The sequence below is a fragment of the Nostoc sp. genome, assembly GCF_036919595.1.
Taxonomy (GTDB): Bacteria; Cyanobacteriota; Cyanobacteriia; order Cyanobacteriales; family Nostocaceae; genus Nostoc.
Map to the genome: position 1 here is coordinate 65771 of NZ_JBALCO010000103.1, position 23058 is coordinate 88828.

The 23058-nt window shown below is 44.2% G+C and carries 36 protein-coding genes and 2 pseudogenes; 35 read left to right on the forward strand and 3 right to left on the reverse strand.

Annotated elements, in window-relative coordinates; genetic code table 11:
* Window positions 1-215 precede the first annotated feature (215 nt).
* Window positions 216-1227 (reverse strand): annotated as a pseudogene (locus V7K21_RS15765) (IS701 family transposase).
* Window positions 1228-1656: 429 nt separating this feature from the next.
* Window positions 1657-1800 carry a hypothetical protein gene (locus V7K21_RS15770; RefSeq protein ID WP_335175755.1) on the reverse strand — a complete coding sequence of 48 codons (144 nt, stop codon included), beginning with the start codon at window positions 1798-1800 and terminating at the stop codon, window positions 1657-1659.
* A 45-nt stretch (window positions 1801-1845) separates the two neighbouring features.
* Here V7K21_RS15770 and V7K21_RS15775 point away from each other — a divergent pair, with 45 nt between their 5' ends.
* Complete coding sequence (locus V7K21_RS15775) at window positions 1846-2313, forward strand: GNAT family N-acetyltransferase (protein ID WP_335175757.1); 468 nt, start codon at window positions 1846-1848, stop codon at window positions 2311-2313.
* A 72-nt stretch (window positions 2314-2385) separates the two neighbouring features.
* On the opposite strand, the gene V7K21_RS15780 is transcribed toward V7K21_RS15775, so the two are convergent.
* On the reverse strand, window positions 2386-2862 hold the full coding sequence (locus V7K21_RS15780; RefSeq protein ID WP_335175759.1) for an NAD(P)H-quinone oxidoreductase subunit N: 477 nt from the start codon (window positions 2860-2862) through the stop codon (window positions 2386-2388).
* A 934-nt stretch (window positions 2863-3796) separates the two neighbouring features.
* Here V7K21_RS15780 and rplC point away from each other — a divergent pair.
* The 34 genes and pseudogenes from rplC to V7K21_RS15950 all read left to right on the forward strand — a co-directional run bounded on the left by rplC (window position 3797) and on the right by V7K21_RS15950 (window position 22772).
* Window positions 3797-4429, forward strand: a complete 633-nt coding sequence (gene rplC / locus V7K21_RS15785; RefSeq protein ID WP_298905714.1) for a 50S ribosomal protein L3 — start codon at window positions 3797-3799, stop codon at window positions 4427-4429.
* Between the two features lie 89 nt (window positions 4430-4518).
* Window positions 4519-5157, forward strand: a complete 639-nt coding sequence (gene rplD, locus V7K21_RS15790; protein ID WP_335175847.1) for a 50S ribosomal protein L4 — start codon at window positions 4519-4521, stop codon at window positions 5155-5157.
* Entirely contained in the window at window positions 5150-5464 is a 315-nt protein-coding gene (locus tag V7K21_RS15795; RefSeq protein WP_179068331.1) for a 50S ribosomal protein L23, read from the forward strand. The genes rplD and V7K21_RS15795 overlap by 8 nt, the downstream gene beginning before the upstream one ends.
* 201 nt (window positions 5465-5665) lie before the next feature.
* Window positions 5666-6529 (forward strand): 50S ribosomal protein L2, encoded by an 864-nt coding sequence (rplB, locus tag V7K21_RS15800; protein WP_273765845.1) that lies wholly within the window; start codon window positions 5666-5668, stop codon window positions 6527-6529.
* A 151-nt stretch (window positions 6530-6680) separates the two neighbouring features.
* Window positions 6681-6959 carry a 30S ribosomal protein S19 gene (gene rpsS, locus V7K21_RS15805; protein WP_012410721.1) on the forward strand — a complete coding sequence of 93 codons (279 nt, stop codon included), beginning with the start codon at window positions 6681-6683 and terminating at the stop codon, window positions 6957-6959.
* Window positions 6960-7040: 81 nt separating this feature from the next.
* Entirely contained in the window at window positions 7041-7397 is a 357-nt protein-coding gene (gene rplV, locus V7K21_RS15810; protein WP_069070777.1) for a 50S ribosomal protein L22, read from the forward strand.
* 53 nt (window positions 7398-7450) lie between these two features.
* Window positions 7451-8233, forward strand: a complete 783-nt coding sequence (gene rpsC, locus V7K21_RS15815; RefSeq protein ID WP_298905700.1) for a 30S ribosomal protein S3 — start codon at window positions 7451-7453, stop codon at window positions 8231-8233.
* Window positions 8234-8332: 99 nt separating this feature from the next.
* On the forward strand, window positions 8333-8758 hold the full coding sequence (rplP, locus tag V7K21_RS15820; RefSeq protein ID WP_273765839.1) for a 50S ribosomal protein L16: 426 nt from the start codon (window positions 8333-8335) through the stop codon (window positions 8756-8758).
* A 3-nt stretch (window positions 8759-8761) separates the two neighbouring features.
* Window positions 8762-8989: a 50S ribosomal protein L29 gene (gene rpmC, locus V7K21_RS15825; protein WP_335175761.1), complete on the forward strand. Its 228-nt coding sequence runs from the start codon at window positions 8762-8764 to the stop codon at window positions 8987-8989.
* A gap of 6 nt (window positions 8990-8995) precedes the next feature.
* On the forward strand, window positions 8996-9244 hold the full coding sequence (rpsQ, locus tag V7K21_RS15830; RefSeq protein WP_100901244.1) for a 30S ribosomal protein S17: 249 nt from the start codon (window positions 8996-8998) through the stop codon (window positions 9242-9244).
* 46 nt (window positions 9245-9290) lie between these two features.
* Window positions 9291-9659: a 50S ribosomal protein L14 gene (rplN, locus tag V7K21_RS15835; protein WP_069070772.1), complete on the forward strand. Its 369-nt coding sequence runs from the start codon at window positions 9291-9293 to the stop codon at window positions 9657-9659.
* Window positions 9659-10012 (forward strand): 50S ribosomal protein L24, encoded by a 354-nt coding sequence (gene rplX / locus V7K21_RS15840; protein ID WP_335175763.1) that lies wholly within the window; start codon window positions 9659-9661, stop codon window positions 10010-10012. The genes rplN and rplX overlap by 1 nt, the downstream gene beginning before the upstream one ends.
* A gap of 110 nt (window positions 10013-10122) precedes the next feature.
* Window positions 10123-10671 (forward strand): 50S ribosomal protein L5, encoded by a 549-nt coding sequence (gene rplE, locus V7K21_RS15845; RefSeq protein ID WP_335175765.1) that lies wholly within the window; start codon window positions 10123-10125, stop codon window positions 10669-10671.
* 20 nt (window positions 10672-10691) lie between these two features.
* Window positions 10692-11093, forward strand: coding sequence for a 30S ribosomal protein S8 (gene rpsH / locus V7K21_RS15850; protein ID WP_012410712.1), 402 nt, complete (start codon window positions 10692-10694; stop codon window positions 11091-11093).
* Window positions 11094-11298: 205 nt separating this feature from the next.
* Window positions 11299-11847 carry a 50S ribosomal protein L6 gene (gene rplF / locus V7K21_RS15855; protein ID WP_335175767.1) on the forward strand — a complete coding sequence of 183 codons (549 nt, stop codon included), beginning with the start codon at window positions 11299-11301 and terminating at the stop codon, window positions 11845-11847.
* A 2-nt stretch (window positions 11848-11849) separates the two neighbouring features.
* On the forward strand, window positions 11850-12212 hold the full coding sequence (rplR, locus tag V7K21_RS15860) for a 50S ribosomal protein L18 (protein WP_335175769.1): 363 nt from the start codon (window positions 11850-11852) through the stop codon (window positions 12210-12212).
* Window positions 12213-12375: 163 nt separating this feature from the next.
* Entirely contained in the window at window positions 12376-12903 is a 528-nt protein-coding gene (rpsE, locus tag V7K21_RS15865) for a 30S ribosomal protein S5 (protein ID WP_273765822.1), read from the forward strand.
* Between the two features lie 48 nt (window positions 12904-12951).
* The gene (gene rplO, locus V7K21_RS15870) at window positions 12952-13395 is read left to right on the forward strand and encodes a 50S ribosomal protein L15 (protein ID WP_273765821.1); all 444 of its coding nucleotides are present in this window, start codon (window positions 12952-12954) and stop codon (window positions 13393-13395) included.
* Between the two features lie 74 nt (window positions 13396-13469).
* Window positions 13470-14783 (forward strand): preprotein translocase subunit SecY, encoded by a 1314-nt coding sequence (gene secY, locus V7K21_RS15875; RefSeq protein ID WP_335175771.1) that lies wholly within the window; start codon window positions 13470-13472, stop codon window positions 14781-14783.
* Window positions 14783-15337: an adenylate kinase gene (locus tag V7K21_RS15880; RefSeq protein ID WP_335175773.1), complete on the forward strand. Its 555-nt coding sequence runs from the start codon at window positions 14783-14785 to the stop codon at window positions 15335-15337. The genes secY and V7K21_RS15880 overlap by 1 nt, the downstream gene beginning before the upstream one ends.
* 178 nt (window positions 15338-15515) lie before the next feature.
* Window positions 15516-15740: a translation initiation factor IF-1 gene (gene infA, locus V7K21_RS15885; protein ID WP_006276978.1), complete on the forward strand. Its 225-nt coding sequence runs from the start codon at window positions 15516-15518 to the stop codon at window positions 15738-15740.
* Between the two features lie 116 nt (window positions 15741-15856).
* Window positions 15857-15970, forward strand: coding sequence for a 50S ribosomal protein L36 (gene rpmJ, locus V7K21_RS15890; RefSeq protein WP_015129703.1), 114 nt, complete (start codon window positions 15857-15859; stop codon window positions 15968-15970).
* Window positions 15971-16085: 115 nt separating this feature from the next.
* Window positions 16086-16466: a 30S ribosomal protein S13 gene (gene rpsM / locus V7K21_RS15895; RefSeq protein WP_069070762.1), complete on the forward strand. Its 381-nt coding sequence runs from the start codon at window positions 16086-16088 to the stop codon at window positions 16464-16466.
* A 54-nt stretch (window positions 16467-16520) separates the two neighbouring features.
* Window positions 16521-16916, forward strand: coding sequence for a 30S ribosomal protein S11 (rpsK, locus tag V7K21_RS15900; RefSeq protein ID WP_010998331.1), 396 nt, complete (start codon window positions 16521-16523; stop codon window positions 16914-16916).
* A gap of 297 nt (window positions 16917-17213) precedes the next feature.
* Window positions 17214-17348 carry a hypothetical protein gene (locus V7K21_RS15905; RefSeq protein ID WP_273765776.1) on the forward strand — a complete coding sequence of 45 codons (135 nt, stop codon included), beginning with the start codon at window positions 17214-17216 and terminating at the stop codon, window positions 17346-17348.
* Window positions 17329-18276, forward strand: coding sequence for a DNA-directed RNA polymerase subunit alpha (locus tag V7K21_RS15910; RefSeq protein WP_273765775.1), 948 nt, complete (start codon window positions 17329-17331; stop codon window positions 18274-18276). The genes V7K21_RS15905 and V7K21_RS15910 overlap by 20 nt, the downstream gene beginning before the upstream one ends.
* Window positions 18277-18308: 32 nt before the next feature.
* Window positions 18309-18659 carry a 50S ribosomal protein L17 gene (gene rplQ, locus V7K21_RS15915; protein WP_335175775.1) on the forward strand — a complete coding sequence of 117 codons (351 nt, stop codon included), beginning with the start codon at window positions 18309-18311 and terminating at the stop codon, window positions 18657-18659.
* 60 nt (window positions 18660-18719) lie between these two features.
* The gene (gene truA, locus V7K21_RS15920) at window positions 18720-19568 is read left to right on the forward strand and encodes a tRNA pseudouridine(38-40) synthase TruA (protein ID WP_335175849.1); all 849 of its coding nucleotides are present in this window, start codon (window positions 18720-18722) and stop codon (window positions 19566-19568) included.
* A gap of 113 nt (window positions 19569-19681) precedes the next feature.
* Window positions 19682-20143: a 50S ribosomal protein L13 gene (gene rplM / locus V7K21_RS15925; protein ID WP_229450944.1), complete on the forward strand. Its 462-nt coding sequence runs from the start codon at window positions 19682-19684 to the stop codon at window positions 20141-20143.
* Entirely contained in the window at window positions 20143-20559 is a 417-nt protein-coding gene (rpsI, locus tag V7K21_RS15930; RefSeq protein ID WP_229460561.1) for a 30S ribosomal protein S9, read from the forward strand. Before rplM ends, rpsI begins: the two co-directional genes overlap by 1 nt.
* 127 nt (window positions 20560-20686) lie before the next feature.
* Entirely contained in the window at window positions 20687-20929 is a 243-nt protein-coding gene (rpmE, locus tag V7K21_RS15935) for a 50S ribosomal protein L31 (RefSeq protein ID WP_335175777.1), read from the forward strand.
* A 104-nt stretch (window positions 20930-21033) separates the two neighbouring features.
* Window positions 21034-22131, forward strand: coding sequence for a peptide chain release factor 1 (prfA, locus tag V7K21_RS15940; protein WP_335175779.1), 1098 nt, complete (start codon window positions 21034-21036; stop codon window positions 22129-22131).
* Window positions 22132-22230: 99 nt separating this feature from the next.
* Window positions 22231-22452: pseudogene (locus tag V7K21_RS15945) on the forward strand (transcriptional regulator); the annotation flags it as partial.
* Window positions 22453-22634: 182 nt separating this feature from the next.
* Entirely contained in the window at window positions 22635-22772 is a 138-nt protein-coding gene (locus V7K21_RS15950) for a hypothetical protein (protein ID WP_335175780.1), read from the forward strand.
* Window positions 22773-23058: the final 286 nt, after the last annotated feature.

Consider the following 23058-nt stretch of genomic DNA (forward strand, 5'->3'; position numbering starts at 1 on the left):
CTGTAATTGCCTGTGGCTTTCTATGCGATATTCTTGTTAAATGAGAAAAATAGGAACTTATCTTGATAAGTAAGTAGGCGTAAATAATTAAAGGTTGGTAGTAAGCGGCTCTAGGTTAGATAAATTAAGCTTTTTTGGCGATTTTTGTATAACAGGACTTACGCAACTGGCACAAATAGCGGGCGGGGCTATACGCCGCCACGCAACAATTTAAATCAAAGCAAGCACATAGGAATACTTGGGCGTTTTCGTTGCTGAATTAAATAATTAGACAGCAAATTATGCTTGATTTGATAAATAGTTTGGCCAGTTTGAGCGGCTAAATTTTTTAATCTAATCCAAACCAACATTGCACAAGCAATATGATTTCTTTGAAGCCTAGCTTGACGACATTGACAATATTCAATGCCAGTTAGTTGTTTAATCTCTCGGTGAAACTCCTCGATTTTCCAACGAATTTTACACACCTCTTGTACAACATCCGTGGAACTTTGAGATAAATCGTTAGTGGCGATATAATCCGTTCTGTTGGTAGAAACAGCAACCCGGAATAGGTTCACTTTTTTCTGAGCGGGAAACCCTTTAATTTTTATGATTTTACCACATTTTAACTCTTCAGAACTCCATTCTAATAATTCAATACGTTGATATTTTTCGGTGGCAAATGTATCATCAACTAACCGATTATTTTTGAAAGGGCAATAATAAATTTTCTCTAGACTCTCAATATATAGCATTAAACTGTGTACCGCATACCATGTGTCCATCAAAACCGTATCAAACGGTAAAAACTTATGATCCACAAGGTTTTGCAGCAGATATTTCACATGGTCTATCTTGGTTTTACCATCCACGTCTGGATTAAAAATGCGGTAATCTATTACCCAAAATCTTTGAACTTTAGGATTCACATATACACAACTTACTACACCAATTCCTTTGAGGACGCCATGTTCGTTACCACTATATTGTCTTCTGACTATTTCTATTTCTTCAGAATCCCTTTTATCTCAAACGCTATCATCAAATATTCTGTAAATTGTCATCAGACTCAACTACCTCTTTGACGTTATCCCATAATAAACGAGGTGTAAACTTTTCGGGTTTCAAATAATAGTTAATTGCCTCATGGCTAATACTCTCTAAATGCTCTGCCAAATTGGTAATTGTATAATTAATTTGACTACTTAATAAGTCTTGACAGTAATTAAGCTTAGTAAATCTCATTACCTTAAGCAACATTTATCTAATACAACCTCTACCTATTTTCTCATAAATATTTCAATAGTGTTTCCTTTTGCAGCGACTTCTTATGCGTTGACTAAGCTTTCGGAATCGGATTCAATTAATACCCATGTACTATTAACTAGCGATCGCCCTGTGCGCGTCACTTATATAGTACAAAAACACTATATTTGAGCGAGCGCCTGTGCCAGTTGCGTAAGTCCTGTATAAGTCCGATTAATTTGAAATTTTTATTATTAGATATTTTTGTTACCCCTACTAATTGTGGGATTGAGTAGGCGATCGCTCTTTCTCTGTGGGGTGGTTAGTGCGATTCTCTCACCAACAGGATTAAAGCCTTCATTACAACCTCTGCTTTAAATGTTGAACTTTCTGTAAAATTTTTTCTTGATGTTGCGTAAGCTTGATCCATCAGGGTAAGCGACTGGCAAGAGTTAATACCTTGGCAGTGCGTAGGCGCAGCCCGCCGTAGGCATCGCATCGGGGGCAAAAAGCTAAAATTTCTTCCTCAAAATCAGAAAGCCGTTTGCCATAGTCTCTAAATCTTATAACCATTCCAGACATCCACTTATACTGTTTCTGCAACAAATTCCAGAACTTATGCTGATCCGCCCCGCCACAACAGCTGACGTACCCGCAATTTTACCAATGGTTGCCAAAATTTCTGCTTTGCATGAGTCTTGGGATTCTGCTAAGTATGGTTTTCTGCCGAATCCAGAACAGCGTTATGAACAATGGTTGACGCGTTTGGCAAATAACGAGCGCAGCGTCTTTCTAGTATCTGAAGATGAAGCGCAACTTGTAGCTTTTCTGGTGGCGACAATCGAGCGAGAAATACCAATTTATCGGTTACAGGAATTTGCTTTTATTCATGATATCTGGGTTGAGCCGGAATATCGCCAAAACGGAATTGCGCGGCAGATGGTGATGCTAAGTATTGAACGCTTTCATCAGATGGGCGTCAAGCAAATTCGTCTAGATACAGCAGTTGCTAACGAGACTGCACGGCGGTTATTTGCATCTTGTGGTTTTCGACTCAGCATTATTGAAATGCTGAGAGAATTATGAGTTAGGAGTAGAGACGCGATTAATCACGTCTGTTAGGAGTTTTAAATTTTTAACTCCTAACTTTTGTAAGTGTTAGCTAGCTAACAGAGTTTTTTCTAGAGAAGTCCAACGGAAGGCGCGATCGCCACCTCTCTCAATGATTACTCTTACTCGTGGTTCTAGCTGAGGCAAATTTGTTAAATACTCAAGTTCCTCATTGGAAAGAATATGCCCTTCAATAATCCACAACACCAGCCCCTTTGACTTTGGTGGTAGCTGTTCTAGATGAGAATTGAGAATTGGTGGCAAATAGTACACATGACCTACTGCTGCACCGTTACCAGTGCTTTTTTTGCCAAGATGAGGAGGTCTGACTCCATGAATTCTTGTGAGATACGCAGCTACGTCCCCTAGTCCTTTAGCAGTAATGTGGAGCGTGGTATACCGAGCTGCGCGTAGTCGGCGCTGATATCGACCTTCATAACCCCCTTCCAGAGGTACATACACTCCAAGAGCGCCAAATTTTTCCAGATCGCGGATTAAACCGTTGCCAGTAGTAATTAGTGCCATAGATTTTCGTCTTATCCCACTCAGATATCTCTATTATTTACCCTGAACTCATAGATTAAGTTAAAGCATTTTCTTCGGGCATTGGGTATTGGGTATTGGGGAAAACTCTTCTCCCCTGCTCCCTACTCTCCAAAAATAACTCTATAAATTACTGGACAAACATAAATAAATAATTTATATTATTAGATTGTGACCAAACACGCAAATTGGATTGCCTTCTTACTGTCATTCTGAGGTAGTGTTAGTATCAAAAGCTGATGATTTAATCAAAACAGGATAAAACTAACTTAGATTGATCAATAGACTGGTAAACTAAGAAAGCTTTTAGGTCAACATTGGAGCTTCTGGACGAAGAACCAAAGCCAATCCTAAGCTCCAGGGTAAATTTACTCCTGTGCCTGTGAAAAAGCAGGCAAAATCTTAAGCAATAGTTTAAGGTGTTTAAGGAAGTAAAAACTGAGCAGCGATGTTGGTTTCATGGCGTTACGTTAGTCTCAGTTAACGGATACTGGGCGGTAAAAACCGCTTAAGTCCAACTGCAACACGGCAGTAGCCAAACTCCGGGAAGCCGCCCTTTGGGCGTGTATCAATCGGAAAGCCCGCCGACAGCGCTGCCTCCAGAAAGTGCCAGAGCAATTGCTTGGACGAAAGCATTGCTGCACACAGTTTAAAGCTGTAGCGCCTTGCATTGATTCCAGAAGTTACTCCTTCCTAACAGGAAGAGACTTGTGGCTGTTCTGGTGATCTATTGAGTGAAGCTAAACAGATTCACCAAGCAGTACGGACACGGTTTGTTGTGTCCCAAAGTATTTGGAGCGGTTTATTTAAGCCATTCCAAATTTCGCAGGTTAATTCAGCCTAAACTGATGCGTACAAAGCGTGTCCTCTAAAGTCCAATTCCAAGGTCAGCAAGTAGAAAGGAGAACCAGTTACTGTGTCTGTAGGTATTCTCGGCACCAAGCTGGGCATGACCCAAATATTTGACGAAGCAGGAGTAGCCATTCCTGTCACTGTCATTCAAGCAGGGCCATGCACTGTTACACAAGTTAAAACGAAACAAACCGACGGTTACTTTGCCATTCAAGTTGGTTATGGCGAAGTTAAACCAAAGGCACTAAACAGACCACTACTGGGTCATTTGGCTAAATCATCTGCCCCAGCATTGCGTCACCTAAATGAATATCACACTGATAGTTCTAGTGATTATGCTTTAGGTCAACAGATTAAAGCAGATATTTTTAGTGCGGGTCAAATTGTCGATGTCGCCGGCACAAGCATTGGTCGCGGCTTTGCGGGTAACCAGAAGCGCAACAACTTTGGTCGAGGACCCATGTCACACGGTTCCAAAAACCATAGAGCGCCTGGTTCTATTGGTGCTGGTACAACACCAGGTCGTGTCTATCCAGGTAAGCGGATGGCAGGACGTTTAGGTGGCAAACGCATCACAATCCGTAAGTTGACCATCGTGCGAGTTGATGTAGAACGCAACTTATTGCTAATTAAGGGAGCCATTCCTGGTAAACCGGGCGCTCTAGTAAGTATTGTGCCTGCAAAAATAGTGGGATAGTCAAAAGTCATTAGTCAGTAGTCATTGGCTAAGGACAAATGGCAAAAGACCAATGACAGATGACAAAGGACAAAGGACAAATAACAAACATGGTTGAAAGCGTAGTTAAAAATTGGCAAGGAGAACAGGTCGGCGAGACGACCTTCGAGTTGCGCGTTGCCAAGGAAGAAACAGCGTCTCATATCGTGCACCGCGCCTTAGTACGGCAATTGACCAATGCTCGTCAAGGAAATGCCAGTACAAAAACTCGTTCGGAGGTCAGAGGCGGCGGTCGTAAACCTTGGCGACAAAAAGGTACTGGTCGCGCTCGTGCAGGGTCTATTCGTTCACCGCTGTGGCGTGGTGGTGGTGTGATCTTTGGACCAAAGCCCAGAGACTTTGACCTCAAGTTGAACCGTAAAGAGCGACGTTTAGCACTACGGACAGCATTTGTAAGCCGCAATGAGGACTTGATCGTAGTAGAAGAATTTGGCACCGAGTTCTCTCGCCCGAAGACTAAAGACTTAGTGGCAGCGCTTGCCCGTTGGGGAGTGTCATTAGAAAACAAGTCGCTGTTAATTTTGTCTGAGATTGTGGATACAGATAACGTATATTTGTCAGCCCGCAACATTGAAAATTTAAAACTAATTGCAGCCGACCAGCTAAATGTTTTTGATTTACTGCACGCTGACAAGATTGTAGTTACGGCATCAGCCCTAGAAAAAATTCAGGAGGTCTACAGTGCCTAGCTTTGACCCCCGTGACCTTGCCGACTTAGTGCGTCGCCCAATTGTCACCGAGAAAGCGACCATCCTAATGGAGCAGAATAAGTACACCTTTGAAGTAATTCCAAAGGCATCTAAGCCAGAAATCAAAGCTGCGATCGAAGACTTGTTTCAGGTCAAGGTTGTAAAAGTCAACACCATATTACCACCGCGTAAAAAGCGGCGCGTTGGGAAATTTATTGGTTATAAGCCCCAATATAAGCGAGCCATTATTACCGTTGCACCTGGGGATGAAGACAAGATTAGACAAGTTTTATTCCCAGAAGTCTAGCAGTTTTAAATTTTAGATTTTAGATTTTAGATTGAAGAGTTTACTCAATAATTACCAAAGATGGTCGCAATTAGTTAAACACTCATTAAATCAAAAATCCGAAATCCGAAATTAAGTAAATCCAAAATCGTTCGACTGAGCGAACGCAAAAGCGTCTCGTAAGAGAAGCCGAAGTCCAAAATCCAAAATCAAAAATAGATTATGGGTACTCGTTCTTACCGCCCTTATACCCCCAGCACTCGCCAAGTTACAATATCTGACTTTGCGGAAATTACAAAAACCGAGCCAGAGAAATCCCTAACTACCTCGAAGCATCGCGCCAAAGGTCGGAATAATCACGGGCGAATTACTAGTCGTCGCCGGGGTGGCGGACACAAACAACTTTACCGGATCATCGATTTTAAAAGGGATAAACATAATATTCCTGCCAAAGTCGCAGCGATTGAATACGATCCTAACCGCAATGCCCGAATTGCCCTTTTGTATTATCAAGACGGCGAAAAACGGTACATCCTCCACCCCAACGGGTTGAAAGTTGGAACAATAATTATTGCTGGGCCTGAGGCTCCCTTTGAAGATGGTAATGCTTTACCGCTCTCGAAGATTCCCTTGGGTACTGGTGTTCACAACGTAGAACTGACTCCTGGTAAAGGTGGTCAAATCGTGCGTGCTGCTGGTGCGATCGCTCAAGTTGTGGCAAAAGAAGGTAATTATGTAACTCTTAAGTTGCCTTCAGGAGAAGTCCGCTTGATTCGACGCGAGTGTTACGCCACCATTGGGCAAGTAGGTAACACCGATGCTAGAAACCTGAGTGCAGGTAAAGCAGGGCGAAATCGCTGGAAAGGTCGCCGTCCAAAGGTTAGAGGTAGCGTCATGAACCCCGTAGATCACCCACACGGCGGTGGTGAAGGTAGGGCGCCCATCGGTAGATCGGGACCTGTTACACCTTGGGGTAAACCCACATTGGGCGCGAAGACACGCAATCGCAAGAAACTTAGCAGCAAATTGATTGTGCGCCGTCGCCGTAAGTCTTCCAAACGTGGTCGTGGTGGTCGTGAATCATAGAATTTTAGATTTTGGATTTTAGATTTTAGATTGGGGTCTACTTACATTAAAATTCTCAAATTTTCTACCCCAGTGAGATACCTAATCATCCAAAATCCGAAATTCTAAATCCAAAATCCAAAATCCAAAATCCAAAATCCAAAATTAAATTATGGGTCGTTCTCTAAAAAAAGGTCCTTTCGTTGCGGATCATCTCCTAAAGAAAATTGAAAAGCTCAACGACAACAACAGAAAAGAAGTTATTAAAACTTGGTCACGAGCTTCTACAATTTTGCCCCTAATGGTAGGTCATACCATAGCTGTTCACAACGGACGTCAACACGTTCCAGTTTTTGTAAATGAACAGATGGTGGGACACAAATTGGGGGAATTTGCCCCAACACGCACCTACAGAGGTCATGGGAAAAGCGACAAAAAAGCAGGTAGGTAGTTATTAGTTATTAGTCATTAATAATGAGCTTAAAGACAAATGAAAAATGACTAATAACTAATGACAAAATTGGAGAAAATTATGGCTACTAATACTACTGAAGTGAAGGCGATCGCTCGTTTTATCCGCATCTCGGCCTACAAAGTGCGTCGGGTACTCGATCAAATTCGGGGGCGATCGTACCGAGAAGCGTTAATCATTCTGGAATTCATGCCCTATCGCGCCACTGAACCCATATTGAAGGTTCTCAGAAGCGCTGCTGCCAATGCCGAACACAACGCTGGTTTAGATCGGACTCAACTAGTAATTACTCAGGCATACGCCGATCAAGGTCCACCGCTTAAGCGGTTCCAACCAAGGGCGCAAGGTCGAGCTTACCAAATTCGCAAGCCGACGTGTCATATTACTGTGGCTGTTGCAGCTGCCCCAGAAAAATAAGCACGCTTATACGAATAAATTGCGTAAAGTAAGAAATCTTAGAGGAAGCATTCGTGGGACAGAAGATTCATCCAGTTGGTTTTCGCCTGGGTATTACACATGAACATCAATCCCGTTGGTTTGCTGTTCCTGATCGCTATCCAGAACTTTTACAAGAAGACCACAAACTCCGTCAATACATAGAACAAAAGCTGGGTAGACTTGCTCAAAATAACGCCGGTATTTCTGAGGTACGAATTGAGCGCAAAGCCGACCAAATCGACTTAGAAGTACGCACAGCTAGACCAGGCGTAGTAGTGGGTCGTGGTGGGCAAGGCATCGAATCCTTGCGTACCGGACTCCAAGGACTGTTGGGTAGTAATCGCCAAATTCGCATTAACGTAGTTGAAGTCCAACGAGTTGATGCTGATGCCTACCTAATTGCTGAATACATTGCTCAACAATTGGAACGCCGGGTTTCCTTTCGCCGGGTAGTGCGGCAATCGATTCAGCGGGCCCAACGCGCTGGTGTGCAAGGGATTAAAATCCAAGTCAGTGGTCGGCTCAACGGTGCAGAAATTGCCCGGACAGAGTGGACTCGTGAAGGTAGAGTCCCTTTACATACCTTACGGGCTGACATTGACTACTCTTATTGCACGGCAAAAACTGTTTACGGCATTTTGGGTATCAAAGTATGGGTGTTTAAGGGAGAAATTATTCCTGGACAGGAAGAAACTCCACTACCACCTGCAAGCCGCGATCGTGAACGCGATCCCCGCGATCGCGAGCGTGAACCCCGTCGTCGTCAACAACAACGTCGTCGTCAGCAATTTGAAGACCGCTCAAATGAAGGATAAAAAGGCAATAGGACATGGCGCATAAGACATAGAAAACTGACAATGCCCAATGTCTCTGTTTGCCCTGTTTGGCCAATGCCCAGTACCCAGTAGCCAATCATGTTAAGCCCTAGAAGAACTAAATTCCGCAAACAACAGCGCGGACGGATGGAGGGACTAGCCACCCGTGGCAGCACCCTTAACTTCGGTGATTTTGCACTCCAAGCGCAAGAGCCTGCTTGGATTACCTCGCGGCAAATCGAGGCTTCTCGTCGAGCAATGACCCGTTATATTCGTCGGGGCGGACAAATCTGGATTCGGATTTTCCCTGATAAACCTGTAACCATGCGTCCTGCTGAAACCCGGATGGGTTCCGGTAAAGGTTCGCCAGAGTTTTGGGTAGCTGTAGTCAAGCCAGGGCGAATTTTGTTTGAAATTGGTGGGGTTTCTGAAGAAATCGCCCGTGAAGCTATGCGTTTGGCTTCATTTAAACTACCCATAAAAACTAAGTTTATTGTGCGCTCTCAACCACAGGAGCAGGAGTAGCTTATGCCTCTTCCCAAGATTTCAGAAGCTAGAGAATTAAGTGACGATAAACTCTCTGAGGAAATTGTCGCTATCAAAAGACAACTATTTCAGTTGCGCTTGCAAAAAGCCACCAGACAACTAGAAAAGCCCCACCAGTTCCGACAAATCCGACACCGTCTAGCCCAATTGCTAACGCTAGAGACAGAACGTAAACGGGCAGCAAGTCAATCGGCTAAAGAAGAAAAGTAGGAGATTATGGCAGTTAAAGAACGAGTTGGCTTGGTAGTGAGCGATAAAATGCAAAAAACTGTGGTAGTTGCCATAGAAAACCGCGCTCCTCACCCCAAGTACGGCAAGATTGTGGTTAATACCCAACGATATAAAGTTCACGACGAAGAAAATAAGTGTAAAGTAGGCGATCGCGTTCGCATTCAGGAAACTAGACCCCTGAGTAAAACCAAGCGCTGGAAAATCACAGAAGTCCTGAACGTCAAACCTACTTAAACCTCATCGTTGTTAGTTTCTAACAACATTACAAGGGAGAATAATTGTGATTCAACCCCAGACTTACCTGAATGTCGCAGATAATAGCGGTGCCCGTAAACTAATGTGCATCCGCATCCTAGGTGGAGGCAACCGCCGTTATGGTTTCATTGGTGATAAAATTATCGCCGTTGTCAAAGATGCTACACCCAACATGGCTGTAAAAAAGTCTGATGTCGTGGAAGCAGTAATTGTCCGGACTCGTAAAGCCGTAAGTCGTGACAGCGGCATGAGTATTCGCTTTGATGATAACGCCGCTGTGATCATCAACAAAGATGGAAACCCTAGAGGCACACGAGTTTTTGGCCCAGTTGCCCGGGAACTGCGCGATAAAAACTTTACCAAAATTGTTTCTCTGGCTCCGGAGGTGCTTTAATGGCAACCAAACAGGGTACGCCCAAAGTATTCCACAAAATGCACGTCAAAACTGGCGACACCGTACAAGTGATTGCTGGCAAAGACAAAGGAAAAGTTGGTGAAATTATCCAGGCACTTCCCCAACTGAGTAAAGTTGTCGTCAAAGGTGTCAACATTAAAACCAAGCACGTCAAACCCCAGCAAGAAGGAGAATCAGGGCGGATTGTCACCCAGGAATTCCCGATTCATAGCTCCAACGTGATGCTTTATTCTACCAAGCAAAACGTTGCCAGTCGTGTTTGTTATACCTTTACCTCAGAAGGCAAAAAAGTCAGAAAACTCAAGAAAACTGGTGAACTTCTTGATAAATAAGAATTAGCTAACTTGAGATTTTAGATTTTAAATTTAATCCAAAATCCAAAATCTAAAATCCAAAATTAAAAGTTCCCTGACCAAGCCCAGGGATATCAGGACAAAAAATTATGGCGACAACAAGACTCAAAAGCTTATATCAAGAGACAATCGTCCCCAAACTGATCAATCAGTTTCAATATACCAACGTTCATCAAGTACCGAAGTTGGTAAAGGTTACTGTTAACCGAGGTTTGGGTGAAGCAGCTCAAAATGCGAAGTCGCTGGAAGCATCCATAAACGAAATTTCGCTGGTCACTGGTCAAAAACCAGTGGTGACGCGGGCGAAAAAGGCAATCGCTGGCTTTAAAATTCGTCAAGGGATGCCTGTGGGGATCATGGTTACCCTCAGAGCCGAACGGATGTATGCCTTTTTCGACCGACTAGTTAGCCTGTCATTACCTAGAATTCGAGATTTTCGCGGCGTTAGTCCTAAAAGCTTTGACGGACGTGGTAACTACACTCTGGGTGTGAGAGAACAGCTAATTTTTCCAGAAGTCGAGTACGACAGCATCGATCAAGTACGTGGGATGGATATTTCTATCATCACCACAGCAACAAACGACGAAGAGGGACGCGCCTTACTTAAAGAATTAGGAATGCCCTTTCGCGATCAATAAGTTCATCTATAGAGGGAACGATGGCGGCTAACGACACAATTGCAGATATGCTGACGCGCATCCGCAATGCCAACCTGGCGCGGCATCAAACTACACAAGTGCCAGCTACAAAAATGACCCGGAGTATTGCCAAAGTACTACGGGAGGAAGGCTTTATTGCTGAAATTGAAGAAGCAGAAGAAGGGGTAAAGCACAATCTGGTGATTTCCCTGAAGTACAAAGGTAAGAATCGTCAGCCTCTAATCACCGCCTTAAAGCGAGTGAGTAAGCCTGGCTTGCGTGTTTACTCCAATAGAAAAGAATTACCAAGGGTACTAGGTGGCATTGGCATTGCGATTATTTCTACATCCAGTGGCATTATGACTGACCGCGAAGCGCGGCGTCAGAACTTGGGTGGCGAAGTGCTTTGTTACGTTTGGTAGTCACCAGAAGTGAGGAGTTAGGAGTGAGGAGTTAGTTATAAAAACTGATAACTGACGTTTAATCTGAATTAGGCGTTGAAATCCTTATGTTGCCGTCAACGTTGTTCAAGCTATGTTTTGGTTAGACCCAGAAATGCTTATGGAACATAAGGCGTAACTGATAACTGATAACTCATAACTCATAACAGGATAAAGGACAAAAGTTATGTCTCGTATTGGTAAACGTCCAATTACTATTCCCGCCAAAGTCCAAGTGGCGATTGATGGTGCGAATATTGTGGTGAAAGGCCCGAAAGGAGAACTTTCTCGCACTTTAACAGCTAATGTTTCAGTCTCCCAAGAAGGAGAAATATTACAGGTAAATCGTCGGGATGAAACTCGTACCTCAAAGCAGCTGCATGGCTTGAGCCGCACTTTAGTTGCGAATATGGTCGAGGGAGTCTCCCAAGGTTTTCAGCGCCGTTTGGAAATTCAAGGTGTTGGTTACAGGGCACAAGTTCAAGGGCGTAACCTAGTTTTAAATATGGGTTACAGCCATCAGGTGCAAATTGCTCCCCCAGATGGAATTCAGTTTGCAGTAGAAGGTACCACTAATGTCATTGTCAGCGGCTATGACAAAGAAATAGTAGGTAACACAGCCGCCAAAATTCGTGCCGTTCGTCCACCAGAACCTTACAAAGGTAAAGGCATTCGCTATGCCGGTGAAGTGGTTAGACGGAAAGCTGGTAAGACTGGTAAGGGTGGTAAGAAGTAGAAATGAAACTTACTCGTAGAGAATCAAAAAACCGTCGTCATCGACGTGTTCGTGGCAAAGTTATTGGCTCCCAAGAACGTCCGCGTTTAGCGGTATTTCGTTCAAATGAGCATATTTATGCCCAGGTAATTGATGATACTCAGCATCAAACCATAGTGGCAGCATCGACTGTAGAACCAGAGTTGAAATCTAGTTTAGCGTCATGTGCAAACCGTGACGCATCAGTGCAGGTTGGTAAGTTGATCGCAGTGCGATCGCTAGAAAAAGGCATCACCAAAGTAGTCTTTGATCGCGGTGGTAATTTATATCATGGTCGTGTCAAAGCACTAGCTGATGCAGCACGCGAGGCTGGTTTAGATTTCTAAAGTCATTAATCATTGGTCATTAGTCATTAGACAAAGGACAAATGACAACTGACCCTTCGGGTGACGCTCCTACGTCGCTATCGCTTCGCTAACGCCAGTTACTCATGGGGGAAACCCCTCTGAGCGAGTGGCTCACAAATGACGTTCACCAAAGCACTAAATTATGGCAACAGAGCGTAAAAGTAGAACAAAACGTGCCAAAAAAGAAGAAACCACCTGGCAAGAACGCGTGATCCAAATCCGACGCGTGAGTAAGGTGGTCAAAGGTGGTAAAAAACTCAGCTTCCGGGCGATCGTTGTCGTCGGTAACGAACGCGGTCAAGTTGGTGTAGGAGTAGGCAAAGCCTCAGATGTAATTGGTGCAGTCAAAAAAGGCGTAGCCGACGGTAAAAAACACCTCATTGACATCCCAATCACCAAATCCAACTCCATCCCCCATCCCATTGATGGTGTCGGTGGCGGTGCAAAAGTGATTATGCGTCCAGCCTCACCTGGTACTGGGGTAATTGCTGGTGGTGCTGTGCGGACTGTGTTGGAATTGGCAGGAGTTCGTAACGTCTTAGCCAAGCAACTTGGCTCCAATAATCCGCTCAATAATGCTAGAGCCGCAGTCAATGCCTTATCTACACTGCGGACTCTTTCTGAAGTTGCCGAAGATCGCGGTATTCCTATTGAAAGTCTCTACATTTAGTAGAGTCGCACTTACAGAGTTTTTGTGTAAACAAGTACTAACTACATCATGAGACTCAACGATGTTAAGCCGCAAAAAGGCTCAAAGAAACGCAAGAAGCGTGTAGCTAGGGGTATTTCTGCCGGTCAAGGTGCCAGTGCTGGTCTAGGTATGCGAGGTCAAAAATCTCGCTCTGGTAGTGGTACTCGACCAGGTTTTGAAGGTGGTCAACAGCCATTGTACCGCCGCTTACCCAAACTGAAGGGCTTTCCGATTGTGAATCGGAAAATTTACACTACGATTAATGTAGAGAAGCTAGCCTCCCTTCCCGCTAATACGGAAGTAACTTTGACCTCCTTGAAAGCAGCAGGTATCCTTACTGCTGTCAAGGGACCGTTGAAAATTTTAGGTAACGGGGAATTGAGCACTCCGCTCAAGGTACAAGCGGCAGCTTTCACAGGTACAGCTCGTAGCAAAATTGAGGCAGCTGGTGGGAGTTGTGAAGTCTTATGAGTGAGCCGGAACAGCGCACTTAAATGCAAGCCAACTCGCTGTCAGCGCCTGGTTCACTATAAAGGTAGCACTCTATGATCAGTCGAGATAAAGCCCCAACGGCTCAAGAAACTTTTATGCAGATGGCACAAGCAGCTGGCCTCAGAGGTAGGCTGCTTGTCACCGTCGGTATTTTAATTTTGGTTCGCCTGGGCATCTTTTTGCCCGTACCAGGGATTAATAGAGAGCGGTTTCACGATGCCATATCGGGCAATAATTCCATATTCGGTTTATTGGATATATTTTCTGGGCGCGGACTTTCGACTTTGGGGGTCTTTGCTTTAGGGATTTTACCCTTTATTAATGCGTCCATTATCATCCAATTGCTCACTGCGGCAATTCCTTCTTTAGAAAATTTACAGAAAAATGAAGGTGAAGCGGGTCGGCGGAAAATATCGCAAATTACGCGCTATGTGACTGTGTGTTGGGCGATTCTTCAAAGTACAGCTTTTTCGGCATTATTCCTCCAGCAATTTGCCTTAAATCCAGGGCCAATCTTTGTAGCTGAAACTGCGATCGCTCTGACTGCTGGTTCCATGTTCGTAATGTGGACATCAGAACTAATTACAGAACGTGGTATTGGAAATGGAGCATCATTGTTGATTTTTGTCAACATTGTCGCGTCATTACCAAAAGCTTTAGGCGATACTATCGATTTGGTGCAAGTCGGCGGTCGGGAAACAGTGGGTCGCGTCATAGTACTGATCTTAGTTTTCCTGGCAACCATTGTTGGTATTGTGGTTGTGCAGGAAGGAATGCGCCGCATCCCAATTATTTCCGCTCGTCGCCAAGTAGGTCGTCGAGTTTTGGCAGAACAACGTAGCTTTTTACCCTTGCGGCTAAATCAAGGCGGGGTGATGCCAATTATTTTTGCCGCGGCCATCCTCAGTTTGCCACTGCTGATTGCTAATTTCGCTAAGAATGCCGAATTGGCAAATATAATTAACACTTATCTAAGTCCAAGCGGTTCTGGCTCTTGGGTCTATGCCTTGGTCTACATGATTTCTATCATTTTCTTCAGCTATTTCTATTCTTCGTTGATTCTCAACCCAGTAGATGTGGCGCAGAACTTGAAAAAAATGGGTTCTAGTATTCCTGGCATTCGTCCGGGCAAAGCAACTAGTGAGTATATCGAGCGCGTGTCAAACCGACTCACTTTTTTGGGGGCGATCTTTTTGGGACTCGTTGCTATTATCCCTACAGGTGTGGAAAGAGCTTTAGGAGTACCCACATTTAAAGGATTGGGTGCTACCTCTTTGTTAATTCTAGTAGGTGTGGCGATTGATACGGCAAGACAAATCCAAACTTACGTGATTTCTCAGCGCTATGAAGGAATGGTGAAACAATAGTGACGCGACTAATCTTCTTGGGACCGCCTGGAGCTGGTAAAGGAACACAAGCTCAAACTTTGGCTGAACACTTGAATATTCCCCATGTTTCTACGGGTGAAATATTAAGGCAAGCCATGAAAGAGCAGACTCATTTGGGCATCAAGGCTCAAAACTATGTAAATAGCGGCGAGTTAGTCCCTGACCAGCTAGTGCAGGACTTGGTACAGGAACGCCTTGGCCAACCAGATGCAAAAAATGGTTGGATTCTTGATGGTTTTCCCCGCAAAGTGACGCAAGCGGCTTTTCTAGAAGAATTGCTGGAAACAATACATCAGAGTGGCGAAAGGGTAGTCAATCTAGATGCACCAGATGAAGTTGTAATTGCACGTTTGCTAGCTAGAGGACGAAAAGATGATACCGAAGAGGTGATTCGCCGTCGGTTAGAAGTGTACCGCACTGAAACTGCACCCTTAATTGATTATTACTGCGATCGCCAAAAACTTTTAACAGTTAATGGCAATCAGTCCCAAGAAGATGTCACTGGTGAACTGCAACAGGTAATAACTTCCTAACTTGAGAAAAAGGAGTAGAGGATTCACCACTCACTACTCCCCACTCCCCCTACTAAGAAGCAGATCCATTTTAGCTAAGATATATTAATAAACTGTTGATATATTTCTTAAAGTGTGTTCTCTTGCAGATGAAGTGCTGCAACTGAACAGGAGATTGTTGAGTTGAGGAAAAAACAAATTGTCTAAGCAAGATTTAATTGAAATGGAAGGCACGGTTACAGAGTCCTTGCCTAATGCGATGTTTCGCGTTGACTTGGACAATGGATTTAACGTGCTGGCTCACATTTCCGGCAAGATTCGCCGCAATTATATCAAGATTTTGCCCGGCGATCGCGTCAAGGTAGAGTTAACTCCTTACGACTTGACTAAAGGCAGAATTACCTATCGACTACGAAAGAAGTAAGTATATGTAGAAATTTTACCATAAAACCATTTTGTGGACTGTTTACTAGTCAATTAAGTGGATTAATTTCCCTAGAAATGCTATAATTTAATATTTGGAGTCAGAAAATAAAAGGCATGAAAGTTAGAGCCTCAGTCAAGAAAATCTGTGAAAAGTGTAACGTGATCAAACGTCGTGGTCGTGTGATGGTGATTTGCGTGAACCCCAAGCACAAGCAACGTCAAGGATAGTCCTCTTACCAATAGAGTGAGTTGTAACACGCATATGATCATTAAAACGAAAAGACGCGATTAATCACGTTTTTTCAAACAACAGTAATTGCGAGAACAATAGGGAGAGTTCATTGTGGCACGTATTGCCGGAGTAGACCTTCCACGCGATAAGCGCGTCGAGATCGGTCTGACTTACATCTACGGAATTGGGTTATCACGCTCTCAAGAAATTATAGCGGCTACTGGTGTAAACCCAGACACCCGCGTTAAGGACTTAAGTGATGCCGATGTAACAGCCCTGCGAGGGGAAATAGAAAGCAACTATCAAGTTGAAGGCGACTTGCGGCGCTTGGAGTCTTTGAACATCAAGCGCTTAGTTGACATTGGTACTTACAGAGGGCGTCGTCATCGGATGGGCTTACCAGTCAGAGGACAAAGAACTCGCACAAATGCTAGAACCCGTCGAGGGAGAAGGCAGACAGTGGCTGGTAAGAAGAAGGCTCCAGGGAAATAAATTTGCAACGCTTGCTTATCAGAGCAAGTTTTACCTAAAATCAACTAAACAAGTATGGCGAGACAACCAACTAAAAAATCCGGGAGCAAAAAGCAGAAGCGGAACGTACCTAATGGGATGGCCTACATCCAGTCTACTTTCAACAATAGCATTGTCACCATTACCGATCAAAATGGAGATGTCATCTCCTGGGCTAGTGCAGGTTCTAGCGGTTTTAAGGGAGCAAAAAAGGGAACTCCCTTTGCAGCGCAAACCGCTGCTGAAAGTGCAGCCCGTAGAGCCATTGATCAAGGAATGCGCCAGATTGAGGTAATGGTCAGTGGGCCAGGAGCAGGTAGAGAAACCGCTATCCGGGCACTTCAAGGAGCAGGACTGGAAATTACACTCATTCGGGATATTACCCCTATTCCTCACAATGGTTGTCGTCCACCCAAGCGCCGTCGAGTTTAAACATCAAGACTTGGGCAATGAAGACGAGAAGTTACAACCAAACCAAGTAAAGTTACTTGCAATGACAGCTTGGGCGTCTAACGTGCAAACTGTCATTGGGTGAAAGCTTGGGCGACCAGAAGCGCGTCAGATTTTCCCGCAGGGAAAGCTGTTAAACTTCGGGCTACCCAAAATATTATCAATCAATTTTGGATTTTTAGATTTGCGATTTTAGATTGAACCCAACTACAAGGGTACAGGGCCTCGTGGATTTTAAGTTGATGATTTAAGATTTGTTGTGCCTACAAGAGGCGGAGCATGAACCAAAGAAGCACAATCCAAAATCCAAAATCCAAAATCGAAAATTGGCAGTCAATTCGGGAGGCAATTGATTTGTCTGCTAGCAGCACCTTAGAAAAAGGGAGGCTCATCCGTGGCGCAGTTTCAGATTGAATGTGTAGAGTCGAATACTGATGAAAGTCGGAACCATTACAGTAAATTTGTTCTAGAACCTCTAGATCGTGGTCAAGGAACAACGGTTGGCAACGCACTGCGGCGGGTTTTACTGTCCAATCTAGAAGGTACAGCAGTTACAGCAGTGCGGATTGCAGGCGTTTCACACGAGTTTGCTACAGTTTCGGGTGTGCGGGAAGATGTACTGGAAATCCTCATGAAAATGAAGGAAGTCATTCTAAAAAACTATTCCTCGCAACCCCAAATTGGTAGATTACTTGTTAACGGTCCAGCAACTATCACTGCGGCACATTTTGATTTACCTAGTGAAGTAGAAGTCATCGATCCAACTCAGTATGTAGCCACCCTAGCTGAGGGAGGAAAACTGGAAATGGAATTTCGGATCGAAAAAGGCAAAGGCTATCGCACTGTAGAGCGAGGACGTGAGGAAGCCACATCGTTGGACTTTCTCCAAATCGACTCAATATTTATGCCAGTGCGAAAAGTCAACTATAGTGTTGAAGAATCTCGTGGGGAAGGCTTGATCCCAAAAGACCGACTACTGTTGGAAGTTTGGACAAATGGCAGTATTTCCCCCCAAGAAGCACTATCCTCGGCCGCTGGGATCTTGGTAGATTTATTCAACCCGTTGAAAGACATCTCCCTGGAACCAACAGACACAGGTTCACATATTCCAGACGACCCAACTGCTCAGATACCGATCGAAGAGTTGCAACTCTCTGTGCGGGCATATAACTGTCTTAAACGGGCACAAGTTAACTCTGTGGCAGATTTGTTGGATTATACCCAAGAAGACCTCTTAGAAATTAAGAACTTTGGTCAGAAGTCAGCAGAAGAGGTCGTGGAAGCTTTGCAGCGACGCTTGGGCATCACCCTGCCAATGGAAAGAGGCTCTAAACACCCTTAAGAAAAACCGTTCATAATTCATAGTGCATAATTATGCGTCACCGTTGTCGCGTCAAAAAACTCAGTAAACCAGCCGATCAGCGCCGTGCTTTACTGCGATCGCTCACCACCGAGTTGATCCGTCATGGTAAGATCACCACTACTTTGATTAGAGCAAAAGTTCTGCGAAGTGAAGTTGAAAAAATGATTACCCTAGCCAAAAATGGCTCCTTGGCAGCACGCCGGGAAGCTCTTGGCTATATCTTCGACAAACCACTGGTTCACGCTCTATTTGAGCAAGCTCCAACTCGATATGGCGATCGCCAGGGCGGTTATACCCGCATCCTGCATACCGTACCGCGTCGGGGTGATAATGCAAAAATGGCAGTAATTGAATTGGTTTAAGTCATTAGTCATTGGTCATTAGTTAATAACAAAGGACAAATGACAAATGACAAAATCTGTATGTTAGAAAGCCACCAGCCGACACAAACTCATCGAGTAGCCTTGGTAATCCAATACCTAGGCACTCATTTTCATGGCTGGCAACGGCAAAAAAACCACCGGACTGTCCAAGAAGAGATCGAAATTGCGATCACTACTATTCTTGGGCATCATGTGACATTACACGGTGCGGGGCGAACCGATTCTGGAGTCCACGCTGCTGCTCAAGTAGCCCATTTTGACGCAACAGGTTTAATTCCGCCTCACAAGTGGGCAACAATCCTCAACAGCTATCTGCCGCCAGATATATTAATTAGGGCTTCAGCTAGTGTAGATAACCGTTGGCACGCTCGCTTTAGTGCAGTCTATCGGCGGTATCGCTACACAATATACACTGAAGATCGCCTTAACTTGTTTGTAAGACCCTTCAGTTGGCATTATTATTATGCGCCCCTGGATGAATCCTTAATTCAAGCTGCCCTAAAACCTCTGTTGGGAAAGCATCACTTAGCTGCTTTTCACCGTGCAGGCTCTAAGCGATCGCATTCCTGGGTAGAGGTGCAAGCAGCAGAGTGTCGTCGCAGTGGGCCATTTATCCATATTGAAATACAGGCAGATGGATTTTTGTATGGCATGGTACGGCTGTTGGTAGGGATGCTGGTACAAGTAGGCTCTGGACAACGGACACTCCCTAGTTTCACCGAACTCTGGAAAGAACAACGTCGGGAAGAAGTAAAATACGCCGCACCGCCCCAAGGCTTGTGCTTGTTGCGAGTCGGCTATCCAGATTTTCCCTTTCCAAAAGAGATTTGGTACGACACCTTGCCAAAGTTCGTCACTAGTCAAGAGTCATTAGTCATTGGTTCTTAGTAACGACAAATGACAAAGCGCAAAGTCTGAGCGGAGGTTTCCTCCGATCAGAACTTTGTAAGAGAGGACAAATGACAAATGACAAATTAAAAATGACAAAGGACAAATGACAAATGACAACTAGTAAAACATACCTTCCTTCTCAAGCGTCACTTGAGCGTGAGTGGTACATAGTAGATGCCACCGATAAACGCCTCGGTCGCCTCGCCAGTGAAATCGCCCAGGTTTTAAGAGGCAAAAAGAAACCCGAATACACACCCCACTTAGATACAGGTGACTTTGTAATCGTCATCAATGCCGAGAAAGTAGCAGTTACAGGCAAAAAGCGCACTCAAAAACTTTACCGTCGCCATTCTGGTCGTCCCGGTGGGATGAAAACGGAAACTTTTGCTAAACTGCAACAGCGCATACCAGAGCGGATTTTAGAACAGGCTGTTAAAGGTATGCTACCTAAAAATAGTCTGGGTAAGCAGTTGTTCACTAAGCTAAAAGTGTACGCTGGGCCTACGCATCCCCATGATGCTCAAAAACCTAAAGAACTACAAATTAGTACAATTCCTGGAGAAGAAAATTAATGGTAGTAGCAGACGCCAATAGCGGTCGCGCCGTATACTGGGGTACTGGTCGTCGTAAGAACGCAGTAGCAAGAGTCCGCTTGGTTCCAGGCACTGGTCAACTGACTGTGAACGGTAAAGATGGAAACTTGTATTTTCAATTCAATGCCAACTACCTGGGAGTCATCAAAGCACCCCTGGAAACTCTAGGACTAGAAAACGAATATGACATTTTGGTGAAAGCAGAAGGCGGCGGCTTGACCGGACAGGCTGATTCTGTTCGCTTGGGAGTTGCTCGTGCTTTGTGCCAACTAGACCCAGACAACCGCCCACCTTTGAAAACCGAAGGTTACCTGACTCGTGATCCGAGGGCAAAAGAACGGAAAAAATATGGTTTACATAAAGCCCGGAAAGCACCTCAGTACTCAAAGCGTTAGGGCATTGGGCATGGGGAATTGGGCATTGGAAAAAGTCCGTTGTTTATATACTTTGCCAGTCCCCAATCCCTAGCTCCAATTGAAACCTGAAAGTTATAATTGATATAGATTCATCACAAAAAGAACAATGGCTAAAGCTGATATTCACCCCAAGTGGTATCCAGATGCTAAAGTTTACTGCAATGGTCAAGTTGTTATGACCATTGGCTCTACCAAGCCAGAATTGCACGTAGATGTTTGGTCTGGAAATCACCCATTTTACACCGGCACTCAGAAGATTATTGACACTGAGGGTAGAGTGGAGCGCTTCCTCCGCAAGTACGGCATGAGTAGCACTCAAACATCTGGCGACGAACAAAAGAAAAAGTAGCGGGTTGGCTCTGCTGTTAACGACGGCCCTGCATCAGCTGGGTCGATTGTCATTTATATGCTCGAGCCAATTTGTTATTTTTTTAAGGAGCGATCGCACTCGTCATGGCTGAATCATACTTACTGGACAAACTAAAATCTGTTGAACAAACCTTTAATGAATTAACACGTCGCCTTGGCGACCCTGATACCGCTAGCAACCCTGATGAGTATCAACAAATTGCTAAGTCTCGTTCTTCTTTGGAAGAGGTAGTTAATACCTATGAAACTTGGAAAACAGCCCAAGAAGACTTGAGTGGAGCGCGTCAGGTTTACAAAGAATCTGCGAGTGACCCAGAGTTGCAAGAAATGGCAGCACTGGAAGTAAAGGAACTTGAAGAAAAAATAGAATATTTAGAGACTCGCTTGAAAGTCTTACTGCTACCACGCGACCCCAATGATGAAAAGAATATCATGTTGGAAATTCGCGCTGGCACTGGTGGCGATGAAGCAAGTATTTGGGCTGGCGATTTGATGCGGATGTACACCCGCTATGCCCAGACTCAAGGTTGGAAAGTTTCTCTAATGAGCGAATCTCTGGGAGAAATGGGTGGCTGGAAAGAGGTCATTCTAGAAATTAAAGGTAATGACGTTTACAGCCAATTAAAGTTTGAAGCTGGAGTGCATCGTGTGCAGCGTGTACCAACAACTGAAGCTGGGGGACGGGTTCATACCTCTACAGCCACAGTAGCGATTATGCCAGAGGTGGATGATGTGGAAATCCACATTGACCCGAAAGATATTGAAATGACAACAGCTCGTTCTGGCGGTGCTGGTGGACAAAACGTCAACAAAGTGGAAACAGCTGTTGACTTAATGCATAAACCGACAGGAATACGCATTTTCTGTACAGAAGAACGCAGCCAGTTGCAAAACAAAGAACGGGCGATGCAAATTCTGCGGGCAAAGTTGTATGATATCAAGTTAAGCGAACAACAGGAAGCTGTAACTTCTATGCGGCGATCGCAGGTTGGTACGGGATCGCGATCGGAAAAAATTCGCACCTACAATTATAAAGATAACCGCGCTACTGATCATCGGTTAGGTCAGAATTATTCCCTTAACCCTGTTCTGGAAGGTGATTTAGACACGCTTATTCAATCTTGCATATCTCAAGACCAACAGGAACGTCTCGCGGAGTTAGCGACTTCTGCTGCTAACTAATTTTTGCTGTAAAAAACCATGTAAAACCACTTGTCTTGCTGTTGCTTTTAACACATACAGGTGGTTTTCTAATATTGCATAAACTGCATTTTCAATTTCACTAGGATAATAGCAGAAATCGCAGTGAGAGCGGGTTACACACTCCAGGAGTTACTTAGCTGTCTGGATGGAAAGCCAATTGCAGAAACTTCAGATTTGAGTCTGATTCTTAGACAAATCCAGCACATGCCTCTTAGCCAAGTGGCTCAAATTGTACAAGCTGCGGCAGATAGATTGGCGGCTGTGGCTGAAGCGTCCGGGGATGAAGCAAAGGCCAGTTGAATTAGGAAAACGAATCGCAATGCTTATTGAAATCCTTCTTTGCAGGTTGTTTTACTAAATTATTATTTTTATAAATAGCCTCAATTGAAGTCTGGGTAACTTTGTAGCCTGTTGTTCAACAATTTTAGCGACGACGTGCTTTTTCAGATCATCTAAGTTAGAACCTTGCTGACTCGCACCTTATGAAAATAGGATTGTTGGCAAAAGTGGGTGTTGTATTTGGTTGCGTAGTTTACCGCCGTAGGCATCGCTTCCAGCGGGGCGTAGCCCATTTGGCAAGAGAAGTTGTAGCTGTCAGTAGAAAAAACTTATCGTTATAATGGCGGCATAGCATTAGAAAATTTTGTTAGTTCAACGTCTACGAACAGATATTGTATAACTTGGTCGCTGTGTTGCTTCTGGTTGACTCTTAACCAACCGAAAGTTATTATTTATATCTAGACTTTTCCAAAAATTTATAACCCAATTTTTACAAGGGTTATCAAGTTCGACTATATCTCTTTTGTGAACGTAGCAACAAGGATTTGTATAGTTGATGATAGTTTAGAGACAAAAAACAATATTTTAAAATTTTAAGCCTCAACAGAATTTATTATGCTGTACAAT